Genomic DNA, 18933 nt, shown 5'->3' on the forward strand with positions numbered 1-18933 from the left:
AAATTCTTAGGCGATAAGGCACCATCATGGCTAACCCACTGCTAAGGGAATCGGCAACAAAGTTAAAAAAAGCCATTCCTTTGATGCTAAAACATCAGATCCCGACAACGCCAACCAACTATGCGCTTTGGTATGCTTACGTCGGTGAAAAAAGCCCAAATCTTAACCAGCGCTTAGACGAAATTGTCAGCCAATATAGCACCTGTCCACCAAGCCATAGCGAGCGGCTATATCAAGAGTATCTAGCCGATCCAGCTGCGCTAAATGTGGTCGATATGCGACTTAATCTCGATGCTATGGTGACAGAGCTTTCGCAATCATTGAAAGATACCAACCTTGATGCCAGCCAGTTCCATAACAAGATAAGTAGCAACTACAACAAGCTTAACAAAATTGAGAATGACGGCTTTACCATTGAAGAAGTGCTAACTGTTGTCAAAAGTCTAGTTCAGGACTCCAATGACATTCGCATGAGCGCACAGCATTTCTCTGCTCAGCTGGCTAAAGCGCAATCAGAAATTGATGCCCTAAAGCAACAGTTAAAGCAGTCAGAGCATGAGATGCATTATGATGCACTAACCAGCTCGCTTAATCGCCGTGCATTCGATAATGATCTAAAAGGCATTTTGCAACAGCATCCACAAGGTCTCTGTCTGATAATTGCCGATATCGATCACTTTAAAGTCTTTAACGATACCTACGGCCACCAGCTCGGCGACCAAGTACTTAAAGCCGTGACTAAACGCCTTACGGAAGCCTGTAAAGACGGCACTAAACTATATCGCTTTGGCGGCGAAGAATTTGCTCTTATCGTGCCTAAGAGCGAATTACGACGCGCTCGCCAACTGGCAGAGTCAATGCGCCGTAGCTTGGAAAAGCTCACCTTAAAAGATAAACGTAAAGGCGAGACGATTAACAACATCAGCGCTTCTTTTGGGGTCGCCGAATATCAAACAGATGATACCAATATCGCATTAATTGATCGCGCCGACAGCCAGCTGTATCAGGCTAAGAACCTTGGCCGCAACCGAGTCATGCCGATAATACGTTAGCCTCGAAGCGGATTAACCTTAAAGCAAGTCATAGTCAAACCTTTAGGCCATGACACCATTACCTAGCTATCTCCTCACTGTTTTCACAAAAGTACCGAGCTGTTTTATATCAAAATAACTCGGTACTCTAAATTGGCTCAGCTTTAACCACAAACCGTAGTGGTCCACCTGCAAAGCTTGCACCAAATGGGTAGCAGGTCACTAAGGTTAACAGCTTATCATGGCTGTCTTGAGTCACACTCATATCAGACTCATGGGTCACTAGGGTTGCGAACACTCGATACAGACGGCGCTTACCTGAAGCACTTTGAACCTTTATCAACTGCCCCACTTTAACCCCATTTAATCGAGCAAAATGCGTGTCTCTATGACCTGCGATAACCGTATTACCTTGCTCATCAAATTCTGAACTCGATAGCATCAGTGCCGGCCCAAAGGCCAGATTTCGACCCGATGCCCCTGATAGCACGTAAAGGCTATCACCTTGGCCACTATCATGTGTATCTAGAGTATTTTGGCTTTCAATATGGTCTTGAACCTCTGCGCTTGGCAAAAACTCCAATTTGGCAACGGGATGAGTATCTGCCCATGACCAAGGTTTATGGGGTTTGCGATCTTCGAGTGTTCTTTGCCAAGCCTGCTGAATAAGAAACTGGGCAAAATGTGCTTTCACTTGCATATATCCACCTTGAATAATTAACGCTATCCCCGTAGCAACTAATAGCCATGGAAAATACCGATTAAAGTCTCTGCAGAGCTTTTTAGAACCCTCTGCATCTTTATTTGATTTAACGACCTGCTCTGTTTGATTTGCCATCACTCTAGTTCCCTGAAAGCACCTAGACTAATTCCCACTCGACTAATTCCCAGTCGACTAAAAGACAGACGGTAAAGAATCGCTAAGAGCAATAACACTGATCCAAAAACAATGAATACATAACTGTTCGTCCCCGTTTGCGGCAAGATGGACGACTGAGATGTAGACAGAGCTTGCCAACCACTCGGCAGATGCAGCATCACCTTGGCAGGTTTTACCTCAATACTTTCTGGCTTTGATGGCGTTAAGTCCACCGCCACTAAGCTGGTATAGGCACTCATAATATGAAAGTTCATTGCTATTGCTGTGATCTGCTTTTCGATTCGTTCTCGATTAGCTGCCTGCTTACTTAGCTCTAAAGCGGCTATCTGCTTGCGCGCCCAAACAAGATCTAACCCTTTGGCTTGCTCTGTAGCACTCACCGATAATCGGCGTTGCCAAAACTGACCCGCTAACAGGCCTTGAACTAACAGGTCGCTACTGGCATAGCTTGGCAGTTTCACCGCAACCAGTAACGGCTCATGAGCATAAAGGTCTGGAATGCGGACTGGCCAATAATCGGGTACGCTGCCATCGCTAAAACGAAGGTCGACATCTGTCACTTGAGGCTTTTCTATCTTCTTGAGTAAGCTCACCACCTTCTGATTTACTTCATCTAGCTTGCCGATATAGGTATAGGTGCCTCGCCCAAGCTGCGCAGCCCTTTGCATAAAGTGAGCATTGGGCGCCGAGCCAATTCCTATAGTAAATAAACGGCTATCGCCTAACTGTGCTTCTATCAGCTCAAACAACATAGACTCATTCGAGACTGCGCCATCGGTAATAAACAGCACCTGCCGCAATAAATTTGAACCTAGGTCGTTATTATCAAGTTCAGTCCCAGTCTCCTTATCTGTCACAGTCTCAATATTTAGCGCCGCATTAATCGCTATCGACATCTCAGTGCCACCATTGGCCTCTAGGCGATTGATATAGTTTTGTGCCTGAGCAAGATTGTATGGCGTTGCAGACATGGCCATTCCAGACCATTTATCGACATCTGAGTTAAACTGCACAATGTTGAACTTGTCTGTAGGTCTAAGCCCGGCTAAGGCATATTTAAGTGCTGTCTTAGCCTGAATGATGGCGTCTCCCGACATAGATCCTGAAGTATCTATGACTAAGATCAGCTCCCGATGAATAGACGAAGGTTGTTGTTCTGCGCCTTGAGGCGGCATTAACATCACCAATCCATATTTCTCACTCGCAGTTTGCGGCTCTGTTGACGCTTCTGATGAGCTAGCTTGTGAGGTATGAGTTTTGCCTATTTGTGAAAAGACCGCCGCCGTAGGCTCATTGCCTTGAATCGGTTTCCAGGTCAATACAAAGTCTTTATTGGCGATAGCATCACGATTTAAACTGACGATTGCCCCGCCACTCTCAGCCATATCCACATTAATTTGATGATAGGGGCTACGAATATGCTCAATTGGCATCTCACTATCAAATGCCACTTTTAATGCCACTCGGTTATTATGCTGCTCTGCCATTGGTGCCTCATCAAATATGCGTTCCGGAGCTGAAACTTGGTCGTGAATATCAAATGAACTTAGCTGTTTTTTGGCATAATACTGTGCATATTCAGCAGGCTTAACACTGCTATCAATCTCATCACTGAGGGCTTTTGCACTATCTTTTAAGTAGACGCTTTCTTTTAGATGGGCACTTTCTTTCTGGCGAGGATAGGCAGCCTGCCTAGGCGCATATCTTGGCGCGACAACCATAGGAAATCGCAAGCTAAATTCACCATCTCGATAATCTAAGGTTTCTTGATAGGTCAACTCCACCACCAGCATCTCATTAGGGGCTAGATTGGCAACCTTAGCGCTAAAGATGTTAGGCCTTTTCTGCTCCAGCAAACTGGCCCTCTTCCCCTGAGATTTAGCCTGTTCAAATATCGCCTTTGCCTTAGCCTTAGGCTGAATTTGTCCCTCTATAATCCTGTCACCGATATGAAGTCTGAGCTGATCAACGGCCGCCTCATTAGGTAGGGGAAATAGATACTGACCATTAACCCACTCTGTACTGGTATTTTTGAATTCATGGCGAACCGACACTCGGTTAATCCAGCCAGATACCTGCATACTGACGTCGGTTTTCATCGGTAGTGCCAACGCTATCTCACCTTGGGGATTTTCAAACACTAGGCTCCCCTGCTTAACTGCATCAATGCTAAAGGGTTCTGTCGTTTGCATTGCTATAGCGTTCATTGGCAACAGTAAGCAACACATCGACACCATTGCCAGTTTCAAATTAGTTTTAGCTGCCATTAAAGCCCCCAAACGGGGGCCTCCTTGGCGATGACTGAATCTAGAAAAATACCTAGTCATCTGTTACTCCTCTTTTGTCCTTACTTTTGTTCATACTCTCGGCGGGCTTAACCACTCGTCAGTTGGCTTAACTCGTTCGCTTTACGGGTTAGTCGCGTTAGCAGCCAGTGAACTGTTTTGGTTTTGCAGCTTCAGTGTCACTCGGCGATCAAAGAAGTCATTTTCAAAGTTTTGCTCCGCCATCAATGGCGAAGAGTCGCCAAAGGCTTGATTATGTAAACGCTCTTCTTCAACGCCCTGCTCTGTAAGGTAATTTTTAACTTCTGCAACACGCTGCTCAGACAAAGCTTGGTTGTAATCACTATCTCCTCGGCGATCGGCGTAGCCGGTGAGATCAAGCGTTAGCTCAGGCGATAACGACATGGCGTAGGCAATATCATTAAGCTGTTGTTGAAAGTGCGGCTCGATAACCGATGAACCCGTTTTAAATTGCACATTGAGCCCCAGTGCCAATTCAGTTAGTTTCTGCTCCTGCGCCATCTTTAGAGTCGTCAGTTGCTGCTGCGCCTGCTCATATTGATCTGAGAGTTCAACTAGCGAGGTATTTTCCTGATTTAACGCGACGACTTGCTGCTCTTGCTCGGATAACATGGTTTGCTGGGTGTGCAAGGCGTCATCGTCACCCACAGACTTACCCAGTAAGGTTCCAGTAAATGCACCAATAATCGCTCCGACCGGTCCGCCAACGACCGCGCCGATAACAATGCCCGAGCTCAGGCCGATTAATTCTTCGTTATGACTGCGCTCGGTCTCAGCGGTTTGCTCTGCAGAGGCCGGATTAGAAAGCATTAAGGCGCCGATAACTAGAGTAGAGATAAGTTGCTTTTTCATAGGTAGTTCCCTTTTATGTCGCTATTTCATTGGCGGGATTAATCGCCATAATTTGGTTTAAGAAGTTGTATCTATTCGATGAAGCTATTAAACCCGAGTGAAATGGCTTTTAAGGGGAGCAAAAGTGGCGATTTGAATATCAATTGTGGCAACAAAATGGCAATCGCTGCTTGGCGCTTTAAACGCGATTAAATTCCTGTATAGTCAAAATCAATTAGACAGTTACAGCCAATTACAAGAAGTCATGAAACGAATTGCCATAGTAGAAGATGAAGCTGCGATCAGAGAGAACTACAAAGAGGTTTTGCAGCAACAAGGTTATTGTGTACAGGCCTACGCCAACCGCCCCGAAGCCATGTTGGCGTTTAACACTCGCCTGCCAGATCTGGCGATTATTGATATCGGTCTTGAAAATGAAATCGATGGTGGCTTTACCCTATGCCAATCCCTAAGAGCCATGTCGAGCACTTTGCCGATTATTTTCTTAACTGCTCGCGATAGCGATTTCGACACAGTTTGTGGTCTACGCCTCGGTGCAGATGATTATTTGAGTAAAGATGTCAGTTTCCCTCACCTTATCGCAAGGCTTGCCGCGCTATTTAGACGCTCCGATCTTAAAAATGTCGACAGCGATAACAATCAGATTATTGAGCACGGACTACTCACCATAGATGTTAATCGTATGCGGGTGTGCTGGAACGCGGTACAAATTGAGCTAACCGTCACCGAGTTTTGGATGGTACACGCACTGGCTAAACGCCCTGGGCACGTACGCCAGCGCCAGGAGTTGATGCAAGAAGCTAAAATATTCGTCGATGATTCGACGATTACTTCCCATGTAAAACGTATTCGAAAGAAGTTTATCGCCCAAGATGCGAACTTTAACTGTATCGATACCGTCTATGGCATGGGTTATCGTTGGGATTCCCACAGTTAGTTCCCTGTTACTTAATTTGTCCATTTGATTTACGCAATTTTAATTACAGAGTTTTAGTCACTTCAATTAAGTTATTAGTTAGGTAAGCATTCATCCATGTTCAATTTGCCCATAGGTCTTCGCGCTAAAGTCGCGGTTTTATCATTGTTTTTGCTCTGCCTTCCTTGGCTGGGATATCAGTACGTGTGGGAGATGGAAAAATACCTGCGTCACGGCCAAGAAAAAACCTTGGAGGGCACAACACAAGCGTTAGCAACCGCCCTGCACGAGAGACCAAAACTATTCGACAGCCAAGCCAGCTTCTTAACTCAGGTCGAGAAAGGCCGCGATCTTTATGCATATCCGCTTTCGGGCCCCATTCAACTCGATGGCAAGCTGGCAGACTGGAGCAGCTATCGCCACCGCGCTCTAAACTACGGCAGCGACTATCAGATCTATAAACGCGATGAGAGCCAGCCACTGCAGCTCAGCTTTACTCATATGGTGGGCAAATACGCCGGTTACTTATATGCGTTTTTCGAGGTTAACGATCCCCAAGTGGTCTACCGTGGTAAAAATAGCCTTAGCATAGATAGAAACGATCATATCGCTATTGCCACACTCGCCCCCGATGGCATGTTCCGACGTTATATTATTGCAACGACCCAAGATGGCTGGATCAGTGCCTTTGAACTCCCTGAAGATCCAAGCCTAAGCAAACCTGTGACCCCCGAAGTCAAGATCCAAGGTAAATGGACCAAGAGTAAACAGGGCTACAATGTCGAGCTGCGGATCCCGCTCGACATGGTGGGCAGTAAACTTGGTTTTGTGGTTTATGACGTCAATGACAAGCATAGCCGCGCCCTCGATGCTGCCGTAGGCACATCCGCTATTGATGATGTCAGCAAGCTAGGAACGGTACTGGTGCCTTCACCTGAGATAGAGAGCATCATTAAAGGCATGAGCCATAATAGCTCACGTATTTGGGTGGTGGATAAACATGGTCGCGTACTGGCAAAGTCTGGCGATATTCGCTCTGACAACAGCGTGTGGTCACGATCTGCCATAGAAAAAGAGGGTAACTCCACCTGGGAGAAGTTTAAGCGTGACTACCTGCACCCGCTTTATTACAAAATTCTTACCACTCCGGCGAAAGACTTTATCGACTCTTTGCAAGACTCAACCGTACTGCAAGGCAGTCATATCTCTAAGGCGCTCAATGGCGAGCAAGGCTCAACCTGGCGATTAACTCCCGACAACAAAGCCGTGGTGCTCGCTGCTGCAAGCCCTATCTGGATCGATGACAAGGTGATGGGCGTCGTGATCGCCGAAGAGACCACTCATGGCATTCGCACTTTGAGAAATAAGGCCTTAGAAAAACTATTCAATGTGATTTTAACCATCATGAGTATGGGCACCTTGGCATTATTTTTCTTCGCCTCAAACATCTCTAGCCGAATTCGAAAACTGCGCGATGAAGCCGAACAAGCCATCGATAGTCAAGGCCGGATTAAAAATGAAATTCAAGGCTCTAAGGTGCGTGATGAAATTGGCGATCTGTCGCGCAGTTTCGCCAGTATTGTCAGCCGCTTGAGTCAATATACTCATTACTTAGAGAATATGTCATCGCGCTTATCTCACGAGCTGCGAACTCCTGTTGCCGTAGTACGTTCATCGTTAGAACACCTTGGCCTACAAGAGCTAAACCCCGATACTCGCAAATATGTTGACCGGGCACAGGAAGGGGTTAACCGCCTTAACATGATCCTCAATAATATGAGCGAAGCAACCCGCTTAGAAGAGAGCCTTTCCCATGCTGAGAAAACCGTTTTTCCATTAGAAAAAGTTGTCAGCGGTTGCATGCAGGGTTACCAGATGACCTATCCAGATCAAACCTTCAGCCTTGAGATCATTAACGAAGAAACTCCCATTCTTGGAGTGCCTGAATATATCGCCCAACTAATGGATAAACTTGTTGCCAATGCATTAGAGTTTAGCCATCCGCACACCCCGATTGACGTTTCACTCAAGCTTAAGAATAAGTTTGCCGAGCTTAGGATCAGTAACCAGGGTCCTGCTCTGCCTGAAAATATGGCTGAGCAAATTTTCGAGTCTATGGTCTCAGTGCGTATGCAAAAGGCACAAGACAAACCTCATCTGGGACTCGGTCTGTATATCGCACGGCTTATCAGTCAGTTCCACCAAGGTCAGATCAATGCCCGTAACTTACAAGATAAGTCGGGTGAGATCAGCGGTGTTGAGATAAAAATCAGACTACCTTTGAGTAAAGAAACTCTGCCATAAACCCAGCCTAATAAAATTCTAACAGTTTGATATTTAGTGCTAAATCAGCTCGTATAATAAGGATGGAAACGCCGATTACAAACAATTGAGATAGCAAATTCAGACAGTCAACTGAATTGATCTTGAAAAGATAAACACTTGTTGTGATAGACACTTCATTTTAGCCGTTTAGATGTTAAGATGGCTAAAAATTAAAACTGATGGAATTCGCCCTATGAAGAAAGAAACCCAAATAGTCAGTCTTGGCCGCGATAAGAAATGGACCCAAGGGGTGATTAACCCGCCCGTTTACCGAGCTTCCACCATGGTATTCGATACCATTGAAGATATGCGCTTTGCCGCAAAAAACAAGGCAAATGGCGAGATGTTCTATGGCCGCCGTGGCGGACCAACACACTTTGCCTTTCAAGCAGCCATCGCCGAATTAGAAGGCGGTGTGGGTACGGCACTATATCCATCGGGTAGCGCCGCTATCAGCAACAGTTTGCTCTCTTTCTTAAAATCAGGTGACCACCTATTAATGGTCGACAGTGCCTACGAACCAACTCGTGACTTATGCGATAAGTTACTGGCTGGCTACGGTATTGAGACGACCTATTACGACCCAATGATAGGTGATGACATCGAGGCGTTAATCCAACCTAACACTAAGGTGTTATTTTTGGAGTCTCCAGGCTCTATCACCATGGAAGTACAAGATGTACCTACCCTGAGTCGTATCGCCCACCAGCACGATATCGTGGTCATGCTCGACAATACTTGGGCGTCACCGATTAACTCTCGCCCATTTGAAATGGGCGTAGATATCTCTATCCAAGCGGCGACAAAGTATATTGTCGGCCACTCAGATGTGATGATGGGCACCGCCACCGCCAATGAAAAGCATTGGGAACAACTTAGAGAACATAGCTACCTGCTTGGCCAGTGCACCTCTCCCGATGATGTTTATCTTGCCAGTCGCGGCCTGAGAACCTTAGGTATTCGCTTAGCTCAGCATGAACAGAACGCACTTAAAATAGCCAATTGGCTAAATAGCCGCCCAGAAGTCGATCATCTGCGTCACCCCGCTTTTGAGTCTTGCCCCGGCCATGAATTCTTTAAACGCGACTTTAGTGCTTCAAACGGTTTGTTCTCATTTGTGTTAAAGCAAGGCGATGTTAGATCGGTTACCGCGTTCGTTGAAAATATGAAGCACTTTAAAATGGGCTTCTCATGGGGTGGATATGAGAGCCTTATCTTAGGCGTTTTTGGCATCGACAAGCTGCGCACTGCAACTCAGTGGGACAGCAGTAAGCCTCTCATACGATTGCATATTGGTCTTGAAAATGTGGATGACTTAATCGCCGATCTCGATGCAGCGTTTGAGCGTTATAATCAAGTCTTGAACCGTTAAGAACTATGCATTGTTAATGCTATAACAACCTGTAATGTTAAGCATGTTAATCCCAAAAGCCGGCTTCGTTGTCGGCTTGTTTTATTGATGCCGATAAGAATCTTTTATTTCAGCAATTAGTCTATATGCTCTATTATTGAAACGTCCCTTTATAATCTAGAGAATGTTTTCAATGCAACGCCCCACAGCCTCCAAAGGCTTTACCTTAATCGAACTCGTCATAGTGATCATTGTGCTTGGCATACTCGCCGTCATCGCCGCGGCTAAATATGTCGACTTAAAACGTGATGCCGAGATTGCACGAGTTAAAGGAGTTGCGGCGGCATTTGAGCAATCTTTGACATTTTCTCATACCAAATGGCAACTTGTCGCAGGCAGCGGCGCGCTTAACGATCTTCCCGATTTTGCTGGCGGCAAGCTCGACATGAATAGCCATGGCTACCCCTTAGGCATAGATAAAAACAATCCGATGGGGCAACCTAAGAATATCGGTAAAGGTGAGCAAGGCTGTGTTGATCTTTGGAACACACTGCAACAGGATCCTCCATCGGTATCTTTGTCGAAAGTCAATAACAATAGTGACTTTCAAGCCTACCGCCATCAGGCCGAGGTTAATCCTGATGGCCAGACGCAATGCAGTTATGTACTGCGTACTCTCGGCGATACTAAAGGCTATCAGCAAGCCGATATTAAAATTGTTTATGACTCAGTTGCAGGCAGTGCTACAGCAGTTATTCGTGAATAACGATTAGCGAAGCAGAAAAACACACAGCAAAAAGGGCGGATATAATCCGCCCTTTGGTTTTTAAACGTGCTGTCCTCCATTAAAAACTAGAGGTTAGCTAACAATAAGCTTAGTGGCTATTAACAGCGCCACCTTCTACCCATGCCTGTGTGCCATAGAGTGGCACAGTCGAGAGCGCATGTTTATGGCTACCATTGGTCTCTTTAGTCGAATAAGACAGATACAATAGCGTTTGATTATCGGCATCGTAAATTCGGCGCACCTTGAGAGACTTAAACAGAATACTTAAGGACTCCTTAAATACCACTTCACCATTTTTACTCTTATCGATGTTAGCAATTTCAGCCGCCGTAATAGGCCCGGTTTGACGACAAGAGATACTCATATCTGATGGGTCAGCAAGGCTTAGATCCGCTTCAATACGGCTAATATGACACGTCACGCCCGGGATCTTAGGATCGTGCTTAGCATCTATAATCACATCCTTTGTGGTAAATAAGCCTAAGCTCACCTTACCCACGTCATCGCCACAAGCACTAAGGCCTAGCGCGAGAAATATAGATAACCCAACGCCTGAAACCCACTTTTTAGCTAAGCTTGTCATATCCATTTCCTTAAGAGTTTGAGCCAATAATAAGATAAATTTATTAAATCGAAATTATTTAAATCACAATTACTTAAATTACAAAGCGTTAAGCAAACACTCTTTGCGCCCAACGAGTTAAGCCTGCGGTCACACTACCGAAGTGATCGCCGACAACGATTGGGATCTCAGGGAACAAACCAGAAATGCGTTTATAGATAGCCGGACTTCTCGCCGTACCACCCGTCACATAGATCCTGTCTGGCATCACACCCGCTTGCTCAAGGGCTTCTCGCATCAAGGCTTCGACTTTTGATAGCGGTATCGTGATAGCACTTTCGAAATCATCTTCGCTCACCCTAGCATGTAATCCCGCGTGAATATATTCCAGCGGTGTATCAACACATGCGTCGCTAGAAAGGGCAATCTTACTCTGCTCGGCGCTACGAACCAATTTATACCCTAGCTGTTCTTTTTGAACTTTAAGCAGACGCTGAACAAGCTCCGGCTTTTGGGCATCTTTGATTAAGTCTTCGATTAACTTCTTCGAGGCCAAGGCACTAAAGTCTCGCTGCGCACTGATATCGTTGACTGCAACCGCGTTCCAAAACGGCTTGCTTGGCACTGGCAATTGGTTAACCATCAAGCTACCAAGACCAAGATGTGGCATAAATGAAGCCATAGACAAGGCGATATCTAAGTCATTACCACCGATACGCTGACCACTGTGGCCTAAAAAATCGGCACTACGGTCGCGGTTATCGATATGATTTGGGCCCATTTTTACCATAGAGCAGTCTGTGGTACCGCCGCCAACATCCACCACCAGCACAGTAACGTTTTCATCTAGTGAGGCCTCATAGTCCATACCAGCCGCGAGAGGCTCAAATAAGAAATCGACTTCGGTAAAACCAGCACGACTAGCCGCAAGTGATAAAATGGCCTCGGCCTGCTGATTGCTCTGCTCACCACCTATGCCCTGAAAGTTTACTGGGCGGCCAATAACCGCATGGGTGATTTTCTGCGCCGGTGAAAAGTTGCTTTCAGCCTGTTGCTTAATATGCATCATCATTAAGGTGACGATATCTTCAAATAGCGCGATTTGGCTCTCTCTTAGCCCTGTAGCGCCAAGGAAAGATTTCGGCGAGCGTACATAAAACCCTTCGTCAGGCATATCTAAATAGGCTTCAATAGCTTGCTCGCCCACAAATACCGCCTGCTCATTAGGCAGCAAATCAAGATCGCGACGCGCTGCGTGCGCTCGACTTAACTGAGCGGCGCGCGCTCGGGCGTACTCCACTTTTTGCTCTTGGGGTAACTGATTTAATACCGCCTCGGCAATTAACTCTCTATCCATCGCATACAGCGTTGAACTTAAATAGTTAGAGTCACCAGATAAGGGTACCAAGCGTACATCACCGCCTTCCACCACACCAATAGCGCAGTTTGCACTACCGTAGTCAAAACCTACAAACATTCCCTTATCCTTTAAAGCGTAAAAAAGCCGTGCAAAATAGCACAGTCAGACGCGAGTAAAAAGTGCCTTTTACAAATAAAAAAAGCAGCCTTAGGCTGCTTTTAATGATGTTAATCGTCGGCTAGTTAAGCCATCGTCTGGGTTGGCTAATCCAAAATCTTATGCACTCTTGTCGTGCTGCGCCTTTTTAAGCCGGTCTTTCTTGGCTCGGCGTGTCTGTATCACTTGGCTCACATCACTACCGATATGTGCTTCCCCACGCAGCTTAGACAGCTGTACTTGACGCTCACGCTCTATAAAGCGTTGACGCTGTTTCTCGCTGATATTATCGATACAATGGAGGCAACTAACCCCTTGTACAAAGCTATCCAGCGCCATTTCATCAGCGGTGATCGGCATACGGCAAGCATTACACTGAGCGTACTGGCCCTTTTCCAAGTTATGGTCGACGGCGACACGGTTATCAAATACAAAACACTCACCCTGCCATAAACTTTCTTCAAGCTTGACCTCTTCTAGATACTTTAAGATCCCGCCTTCAAGGTGAAAAACCTCATCAAAGCCCTGCTCTTTTAAATAAGCGGTTGATTTTTCACAGCGAATGCCACCGGTGCAAAACATAGCGACTTTCTTATGTTTCGCAGGATCTAGGTTTTGCTTTACGTAGTCAGGAAACTCCCGAAATGTCTTTGTCTTTGGGTCTAGCGCATCTTTGAAGGTACCAATTTGCACTTCATAGTCGTTACGGGTATCAACAAGCAGTACTTCTGGATCGGAAATCAGTTGATTCCAATCTTTTGGTTTTACATAGGTACCAACCACCTTTTTAGGATCGATGCCTTCGACTCCCATGGTGACAATTTCTTTCTTCAGCTTGACCTTGGTGCGGTAAAAAGGCATCACATCATCAAACGAAAGTTTATAAACAATGTTATCGAGTCCAGGCTGAGTGGCCAACCAAGCCAATAAGTTATCGATAGCAGATTGTGAGCCCGCGACGGTACCGTTAATGCCCTCTTGCGCTAATAGTAGTGAGCCTTTTACACCCGAGGTTTCCATTACCTTTTGTAACGGACTTTGTAATTTTTCAAATTCGGCTAAAGTCACAAACTTATACATGGCGCAGACAACGACTTTTGACATATTCTTCCCTTTTTCGGCTAGCTGAAGCTCAATCTTCAGTGCGATTAATGCTGATAAACTTAACGCTGGCAGGCAAAACCTGCCCAAGCATACAAAATGCAGCGCAAAGTCTACATGGATCACACAAATACAAACAGGGACAAAAAGTAGGGTTACTCAAATGCCAGCGATTAGTTTGCTTATAAAAAAACGCAAACCGCCCTCAAATAATTAACATCAGCGATTGTTATTTAACGGTTAAACATTGAAAATAGCGACATAATACAGCGAGAAAAGATCACAACATGTCTCTGCCTACACTCTATTCTTTCAGACGTTGTCCCTATGCCATGCGCGCAAGACTCGGCATTTTATTATCTGGGCAAAGCGTTAACTTAAGAGAGATAGTCCTTAAACATAAGCCAGAGGCCATGCTCACTGCCTCACCAAAAGGCACAGTACCGGTGCTTATTTTACAAGATGGCAGTGTGATTGAAGAGAGCATAGAGATCATGTGTTGGGCGCTGATTAACGATGATCCTCACAATCTGTTACTTAGTGAAAATCCACGGCAACAAGAAAACGCTCAGGCACTTATTCACGCCAACGATAATCAATTCAAACCTTGGTTAGATAAGTATAAATACGCCGATAGACACCCAGACAATAGTGAGCAGTATTATCGTCAACAAGGAGAGATATTTATCGGCCAGATTGAGAGCTTATTGGCTAAGCAGACAGTAAAACTATCGCAAGCACAGACACCCGAGCTAATATCGGAACAAGCCTATTCAGCAACATCAAAGTCCCCACAACTGCTTGGCTTTGAGCCAAGTATTGCCGACTACGCCATCTATCCGTTTATTCGGCAATTTGCCTCTGTAGATAGAGCTTGGTTTGATAATAGTGGCTACACGAATGTGCAGCGCTGGCTAAAGGCTCATATCGAAAGTCATGAATTCGCCTCGATAATGAAAAAGTACCCAACGTGGCTTGAGAGCGGTGAAAGTTTTCAGCTTGGGCTGGATTAGCTAAATTAAAAAGTCATACTAGATTCGAAACAGCTGCAATTAAATGTTTGGACGCTTTAGTGAATTATCATTGGAATGGTGACTAACAATAGACCGCCCATACTCCAGTTAAAACCTTTACGCCGAGCAGGAGTATTGAGCTTATTACTAATTCTCGCGCCTAAAATCACCCAGGTAAATGATGCAGGGAAACCAACAATATTAAATACCAACACGCCCATCATTGCACTAAGCCAATAACTGTCACCCGAGACGGTAAAAGCGGTACAGAGCGTAATGGTAGCAAGCCATGATTTGGGATTGATCCACTGAAACAGTGCCGACTCTCTCATTGTCATCGGCTGCCCCTCAATGAGTGTTAGTCCGTCATCCACTGGCGTGGTAATGACTCGATAAGCGAGAAATAACAGATAGGCTATAGAGGTAACCCTCAATACCTGATGCATAGCAGGCCAAGCCTCAAACATGCTACCTAATCCAAGAAGTATTGCTATATGCAGCAGTGTCTGACCAACACGGATCCCGATAATATGAGGCAAGGTGCGCCTAACACCAAAGTTCGCGCCCGAGGTCGTCAGCAGTATATTGTTTGGCCCTGGAGTCATCGTCATGGTTGCGCAGAATATTGCCGCTGAGATCATCATTGCCCATATCCCATCCATTGTTTACCCCCACTTTACCTAAAACTGATACACACGTTTTTTACTTTTGTCTTTTAATATTGGGTCTTAACCCACACAGAATTGTATGAGTACAATACTTGACACAAAACAGCTGTAATCCGCATAATAATCGATACAAAGTCGAATACAATGGTTTTATTGTTATGGGTACAATTTGGAGTCCCAACTTAGACAGCTATACCGGGGCTAAGTATTCCCGTCTCGCGCAAGCGGTGGAAGATGGCATAAAAAACGGTGAGCTTATGCCAAACAGTAAGCTCCCACCTCAAAGGTTGCTTGCTGACAAATTGGGCGTCACTGTCGGTACAGTCACCCGAGCTTATGCTCTGCTCGAACAACGAGGATATGTGCAGGCTAAGGTCGGCGCAGGAACCTACGTAAAAGCCAGCGATTATCAAGCTGCTAATAAAGGGGCTGATTTTGCGACCTGCCAACAGCCATTTACCAATCAAGCTGCCATTTTAAGTGATGCGCTCAACCAACTGGCAAAAACGCCACTTCGTCTGAGCCAATTGATGCAATACCACGCCGAGCCACTACGTGAGCATCAGCTTACATTCAGCCAATGGCTACACAGACGTAATATCCCACAGTCTAGCGAGCAAATAGTATTTACCCATGGTGCACAACAAGGTATTTTTTCAATCCTCAACGGTTTGATGCAGGCAGGTGAAATGCTACTTTGTGAGTCCAGCTGCTATCCAGGCATTCATGTTGCGGCAGAGCAACTTGGGCTCAAGACGATGCCAGTATCATTGACAAATGAAGGTTTAGACTTAGCTGAGTTAGCTGACAAACTCACTCAGTACCAACCAAAAGTACTGTACTTGACACCAAACAATCAAAACCCAACCTGTATTCAATACAGCGATACACAGCGTAAGAGCATTATTGATTTAGCTAGAAAACATCGAGTAGTGATCATCGAAGATGATGTCAATTACAGCCTTCCCTCTGAATGGCACACACCTATGTGGTCGCTTGATCAGCAAAGCGCTGATAACGAGCAACAGCAGTGTGTCATCTACCTGTCTAGCTTATCTAAAATGTTCTGTGGGGGTTTAAGGCAAGGCTTCTTGCTTATCCCCAGCAGACTTATTGGCCCAGTGAAACAAGCCATATACAGCCAGTGCTGGATGGTCTCACCGTTAAATACCGAGCTTGCTTGCTCGATAATCGACAATAACGATTTTATGGGACAACGAGAGCAGCTTATAGCTGAAAGACAGAAGTTAGGTATTGCCATGGGGCTGCGACTCAAGCTTACACAGAACTGGCGAGGGCTAAATGGCTGGTTGCAGCTCAAAGCGCCACTAAAGTCTCACCATGTGGTTACAGCTTTAGCACAAAAAGGCATCCTTATCCGAAATGGCGATGACTTTAATAACCATGATAATTGCATCCGCATCAGTATCGGCGATACCCACGACGACAAACATTTTATAGAGCAACTGAGCATCATCGAGGCTAGCATACGAGAACTGAGTCAATCGGCCTACTCTGTTGTATAAAAAGAGTTTACAGCCACAAGCTGACATTTGTAATCGACTAAAACCAAGACACAAAAAAGCCGCTATTTTAGCGGCTTTAAGCAGTCTAAAAAAGCGTACCTACATCTGACGATCGACCCTGACAAACCCTTGTAAGTAGACAACCCTGACCTCATCGTTGACATTGAATATCATTCCGGGATCCAAATCTTGAATCACCATCACCTGCTCGCCAGTGTCTAAGGCTATCATCATCTCCACTAGCTTTAACTCTTGGTAATAGGAGCTGTCACCATAAGTGTTCCCGACTCTAGCCCCTAGTAAGGCCCCTAAAACCGTGGCCACATCTTGACCTGAACCGCCACCAAATTGATGACCAATAACGCCACCAATCAGTGCACCACCAAAAGTTTTCCAGCCTGTGTTGCGATCTTCGACAAGCTGCTTTTGGGTAATGTTACGCACCGAGACCACTTGACCGAACTCCACTTTCTCGACTGGCACGGCCTGATTACGATCATAAGGCGCTGCAAAAACGCTCTGCGTACCAAAAAATAAACAGATAACCGTGAAAACAATAAGATGATGTTTCAACATAAGACTTTTTCCGCTAACTTTAAGGATAAGTATATTTATTAATCTTACTCAATTGTGAACTCACTGTCCTATTTAAATCACGCGCAGCAAGCTTTTCCGCCTCCAGAGCAAGCCTTAATAGAGCCTAATGGCTTGTTGGCCGTTGGCGGAGATCTTCATCCTGAACGCCTACTAAATGCTTATTACAACGGTATTTTCCCTTGGTTTAACCTCGATGATCCTATCCTGTGGTGGTCGCCGGACCCCCGAGCCGTTTTTGTGCCCGGCAATATGAAAATCAGCCGCAGTTTAGTCAAGTATCTTAAGAAACAGAATTGGACTTATACCATTAACCATGCATTCGAAGCAGTCACAGCCGGCTGCGCAGAGCCTAGAGCTGGACAAGATGGCACTTGGATTTCAAGTGAAATCCAACAAGCCTATCTGTCTTTGCATCATCAAGGCCACGCTCACTCCCTTGAAGTTTGGCAAAATAATGAATTAATCGGTGGCCTTTACGGTTTAGCTATTGGGCAAGTTTTTTGCGGTGAATCTATGTTTCATCGCACAACGAACGCCTCTAAAGCTGCTATGATCGTATTACAGCAACATTTACAGCGCTGTGGTTTTAAGCTGATAGACGCTCAAGTGGTCAATCCCCACTTAGACAGTCTTGGTGCTAAATCCATTAAGCGTGATGATTTTCTCAGGCTATTAGCTCATCTCAGGGATGGTACAGTGAGTTTAGATAGCTGGCGCAAGTCCGAGGTAACCATTGAACTCTAAATCTAGACCCGTCACAGTAGGCAGAACCAAGACCTTTCCTTGTAGTTATTTAGAAGCTCAACAAGAACAATTGATGGTTCTACAAGAAGAGGTTATCGATATCGGCTTATTCGAGCAGCTACTGGCACTTGGGTTTCGTCGTAGCGGCAGTATGATCTACAAGCCACAATGCCCACAGTGTAATGCCTGCCTCCCTATCAGGCTGGATGTGGATGAATTTAAGCTCTCCAAAAGGCAGAAAAGAACATTAAAGAAGAATCAGGATCTAAGCTGGAAAATCGTTGACCATAAAACGCAGCAGCAATATGAGCTCTACGAGCGTTACGTCAACAACCGTCATCATGACGGTCCCATGTACCCTGCAACTCCAGAGCAATACGACAGCTTTGCCACGGCTAGCTGGTTGCAACCTCTGTTTATTGAGCTAAGACAGGGAGAAGAGCTAGTGGGCGTTGCCGTTACCGATGTGCTCCCTCATAGCCTATCGGCAATCTATAGTTATTTTGCACCAGAGCAAGAAAAGCGTTCGTTAGGCAGTTTACTTATTTTGCTGCAAACCCAGATCACTAAAATGATGAAGAAACGATATCTATACCTCGGTTATCAGATTGATGAATCGAGAAAAATGAACTATAAACGAGACTATCGTCCCCACCAAATTTTGACACAATCGGGTTGGGTTTCTCAAATTGCGATTAAAAACATAGCAAATTGAGTTACAACAGGGCTATAGCGAGGTTGATAAAGATAACTTTGCT

17 protein-coding genes are annotated in these 18933 nt (G+C 45.4%); 9 read left to right on the forward strand and 8 right to left on the reverse strand.

Annotated features, from left to right (window positions below):
* Nucleotides 1-26: 26 nt before the first annotated feature.
* A complete protein-coding gene (locus SPEA_RS13300) occupies nucleotides 27-1052 on the forward strand; it encodes a GGDEF domain-containing protein (RefSeq protein ID WP_012155742.1) in 1026 nt (341 codons plus the stop codon).
* Nucleotides 1053-1179: 127 nt separating this feature from the next.
* Here SPEA_RS13300 and SPEA_RS13305 read toward each other — a convergent pair whose 3' ends face one another.
* The 3 genes from SPEA_RS13305 to pdsO form a co-directional block, all read right to left on the reverse strand.
* A complete protein-coding gene (locus SPEA_RS13305; RefSeq protein WP_012155743.1) occupies nucleotides 1180-1869 on the reverse strand; it encodes a class GN sortase in 690 nt (229 codons plus the stop codon).
* Nucleotides 1869-4178, reverse strand: a complete 2310-nt coding sequence (locus tag SPEA_RS13310; protein ID WP_223296504.1) for a marine proteobacterial sortase target protein — start codon at nucleotides 4176-4178, stop codon at nucleotides 1869-1871. The genes SPEA_RS13305 and SPEA_RS13310 overlap by 1 nt, the downstream gene beginning before the upstream one ends.
* A gap of 141 nt (nucleotides 4179-4319) precedes the next feature.
* On the reverse strand, nucleotides 4320-5069 hold the full coding sequence (gene pdsO, locus SPEA_RS13315) for a sortase-associated OmpA-like protein PdsO (RefSeq protein WP_012155745.1): 750 nt from the start codon (nucleotides 5067-5069) through the stop codon (nucleotides 4320-4322).
* A 244-nt stretch (nucleotides 5070-5313) separates the two neighbouring features.
* On the opposite strand from pdsO, the gene pdsR reads away from it, so the two are divergent.
* The 4 genes from pdsR (at nucleotide 5314) to SPEA_RS13335 (ending at nucleotide 10427) form a co-directional block, all read left to right on the forward strand.
* Nucleotides 5314-6006: a proteobacterial dedicated sortase system response regulator gene (gene pdsR, locus SPEA_RS13320; RefSeq protein WP_012155746.1), complete on the forward strand. Its 693-nt coding sequence runs from the start codon at nucleotides 5314-5316 to the stop codon at nucleotides 6004-6006.
* Nucleotides 6007-6102: 96 nt separating this feature from the next.
* Entirely contained in the window at nucleotides 6103-8289 is a 2187-nt protein-coding gene (gene pdsS, locus SPEA_RS13325) for a proteobacterial dedicated sortase system histidine kinase (RefSeq protein ID WP_012155747.1), read from the forward strand.
* Nucleotides 8290-8503: 214 nt separating this feature from the next.
* Nucleotides 8504-9682, forward strand: a complete 1179-nt coding sequence (locus SPEA_RS13330) for a cystathionine beta-lyase (protein ID WP_041410965.1) — start codon at nucleotides 8504-8506, stop codon at nucleotides 9680-9682.
* A 172-nt stretch (nucleotides 9683-9854) separates the two neighbouring features.
* The gene (locus tag SPEA_RS13335; RefSeq protein WP_041410966.1) at nucleotides 9855-10427 is read left to right on the forward strand and encodes a type II secretion system protein; all 573 of its coding nucleotides are present in this window, start codon (nucleotides 9855-9857) and stop codon (nucleotides 10425-10427) included.
* Between the two features lie 109 nt (nucleotides 10428-10536).
* Here the strand turns inward: SPEA_RS13335 and SPEA_RS13340 are convergent, their stop codons facing one another.
* From SPEA_RS13340 to trhO, 3 genes are all read right to left on the reverse strand, one after another.
* Nucleotides 10537-11031 (reverse strand): CreA family protein, encoded by a 495-nt coding sequence (locus tag SPEA_RS13340; protein WP_012155750.1) that lies wholly within the window; start codon nucleotides 11029-11031, stop codon nucleotides 10537-10539.
* A gap of 88 nt (nucleotides 11032-11119) precedes the next feature.
* On the reverse strand, nucleotides 11120-12487 hold the full coding sequence (gene yegD / locus SPEA_RS13345; protein WP_012155751.1) for a molecular chaperone: 1368 nt from the start codon (nucleotides 12485-12487) through the stop codon (nucleotides 11120-11122).
* A 159-nt stretch (nucleotides 12488-12646) separates the two neighbouring features.
* The gene (trhO, locus tag SPEA_RS13350) at nucleotides 12647-13630 is read right to left on the reverse strand and encodes an oxygen-dependent tRNA uridine(34) hydroxylase TrhO (protein ID WP_012155752.1); all 984 of its coding nucleotides are present in this window, start codon (nucleotides 13628-13630) and stop codon (nucleotides 12647-12649) included.
* A gap of 284 nt (nucleotides 13631-13914) precedes the next feature.
* Between trhO and SPEA_RS13355 the strand changes: the two genes are divergently transcribed.
* Complete coding sequence (locus SPEA_RS13355; RefSeq protein ID WP_012155753.1) at nucleotides 13915-14640, forward strand: glutathione S-transferase; 726 nt, start codon at nucleotides 13915-13917, stop codon at nucleotides 14638-14640.
* A gap of 56 nt (nucleotides 14641-14696) precedes the next feature.
* Here the strand turns inward: SPEA_RS13355 and SPEA_RS13360 are convergent, their stop codons facing one another.
* Entirely contained in the window at nucleotides 14697-15302 is a 606-nt protein-coding gene (locus SPEA_RS13360) for a LysE family translocator (protein ID WP_012155754.1), read from the reverse strand.
* A 164-nt stretch (nucleotides 15303-15466) separates the two neighbouring features.
* Here SPEA_RS13360 and SPEA_RS13365 point away from each other — a divergent pair, with 164 nt between their 5' ends.
* Nucleotides 15467-16834 (forward strand): aminotransferase-like domain-containing protein, encoded by a 1368-nt coding sequence (locus SPEA_RS13365; RefSeq protein WP_012155755.1) that lies wholly within the window; start codon nucleotides 15467-15469, stop codon nucleotides 16832-16834.
* Nucleotides 16835-16933: 99 nt separating this feature from the next.
* On the opposite strand, the gene SPEA_RS13370 is transcribed toward SPEA_RS13365, so the two are convergent.
* Nucleotides 16934-17410 (reverse strand): outer membrane lipoprotein, encoded by a 477-nt coding sequence (locus SPEA_RS13370; RefSeq protein ID WP_012155756.1) that lies wholly within the window; start codon nucleotides 17408-17410, stop codon nucleotides 16934-16936.
* A gap of 54 nt (nucleotides 17411-17464) precedes the next feature.
* Here SPEA_RS13370 and aat point away from each other — a divergent pair, with 54 nt between their 5' ends.
* Nucleotides 17465-18175, forward strand: a complete 711-nt coding sequence (gene aat, locus SPEA_RS13375) for a leucyl/phenylalanyl-tRNA--protein transferase (protein WP_012155757.1) — start codon at nucleotides 17465-17467, stop codon at nucleotides 18173-18175.
* A complete protein-coding gene (locus SPEA_RS13380; protein WP_012155758.1) occupies nucleotides 18165-18890 on the forward strand; it encodes an arginyltransferase in 726 nt (241 codons plus the stop codon). The genes aat and SPEA_RS13380 overlap by 11 nt, the downstream gene beginning before the upstream one ends.
* Nucleotides 18891-18933: the final 43 nt, after the last annotated feature.

Origin of the sequence: Shewanella pealeana ATCC 700345 (genome assembly GCF_000018285.1) — a bacterium.
In the GTDB taxonomy this organism is placed as follows: Bacteria; Pseudomonadota; Gammaproteobacteria; order Enterobacterales; family Shewanellaceae; genus Shewanella; species Shewanella pealeana.

What these genes read in the sequence shown, in the direction of transcription:
- SPEA_RS13355 (WP_012155753.1), top strand. Translation starts at nt 13,915, where the DNA reads ATGTCTCTGCCTACACTCTATTCTTTCAGACGTTGTCCCTATGCCATG.
- SPEA_RS13330 (WP_041410965.1), top strand. Translation starts at nt 8,504, where the DNA reads ATGAAGAAAGAAACCCAAATAGTCAGTCTTGGCCGCGATAAGAAATGG.
- SPEA_RS13340 (WP_012155750.1), bottom strand. Translation starts at nt 11,031, where the DNA reads ATGACAAGCTTAGCTAAAAAGTGGGTTTCAGGCGTTGGGTTATCTATA.
- yegD (WP_012155751.1), bottom strand. Translation starts at nt 12,487, where the DNA reads ATGTTTGTAGGTTTTGACTACGGTAGTGCAAACTGCGCTATTGGTGTG.
- SPEA_RS13370 (WP_012155756.1), bottom strand. Translation starts at nt 17,410, where the DNA reads ATGTTGAAACATCATCTTATTGTTTTCACGGTTATCTGTTTATTTTTT.
- SPEA_RS13300 (WP_012155742.1), top strand. Translation starts at nt 27, where the DNA reads ATGGCTAACCCACTGCTAAGGGAATCGGCAACAAAGTTAAAAAAAGCC.
- pdsR (WP_012155746.1), top strand. Translation starts at nt 5,314, where the DNA reads ATGAAACGAATTGCCATAGTAGAAGATGAAGCTGCGATCAGAGAGAAC.
- SPEA_RS13360 (WP_012155754.1), bottom strand. Translation starts at nt 15,302, where the DNA reads ATGGATGGGATATGGGCAATGATGATCTCAGCGGCAATATTCTGCGCA.
- SPEA_RS13335 (WP_041410966.1), top strand. Translation starts at nt 9,855, where the DNA reads ATGCAACGCCCCACAGCCTCCAAAGGCTTTACCTTAATCGAACTCGTC.
- trhO (WP_012155752.1), bottom strand. Translation starts at nt 13,630, where the DNA reads ATGTCAAAAGTCGTTGTCTGCGCCATGTATAAGTTTGTGACTTTAGCC.
- SPEA_RS13365 (WP_012155755.1), top strand. Translation starts at nt 15,467, where the DNA reads ATGGGTACAATTTGGAGTCCCAACTTAGACAGCTATACCGGGGCTAAG.
- pdsS (WP_012155747.1), top strand. Translation starts at nt 6,103, where the DNA reads ATGTTCAATTTGCCCATAGGTCTTCGCGCTAAAGTCGCGGTTTTATCA.
- SPEA_RS13310 (WP_223296504.1), bottom strand. Translation starts at nt 4,178, where the DNA reads ATGGCAGCTAAAACTAATTTGAAACTGGCAATGGTGTCGATGTGTTGC.
- pdsO (WP_012155745.1), bottom strand. Translation starts at nt 5,069, where the DNA reads ATGAAAAAGCAACTTATCTCTACTCTAGTTATCGGCGCCTTAATGCTT.
- SPEA_RS13305 (WP_012155743.1), bottom strand. Translation starts at nt 1,869, where the DNA reads ATGGCAAATCAAACAGAGCAGGTCGTTAAATCAAATAAAGATGCAGAG.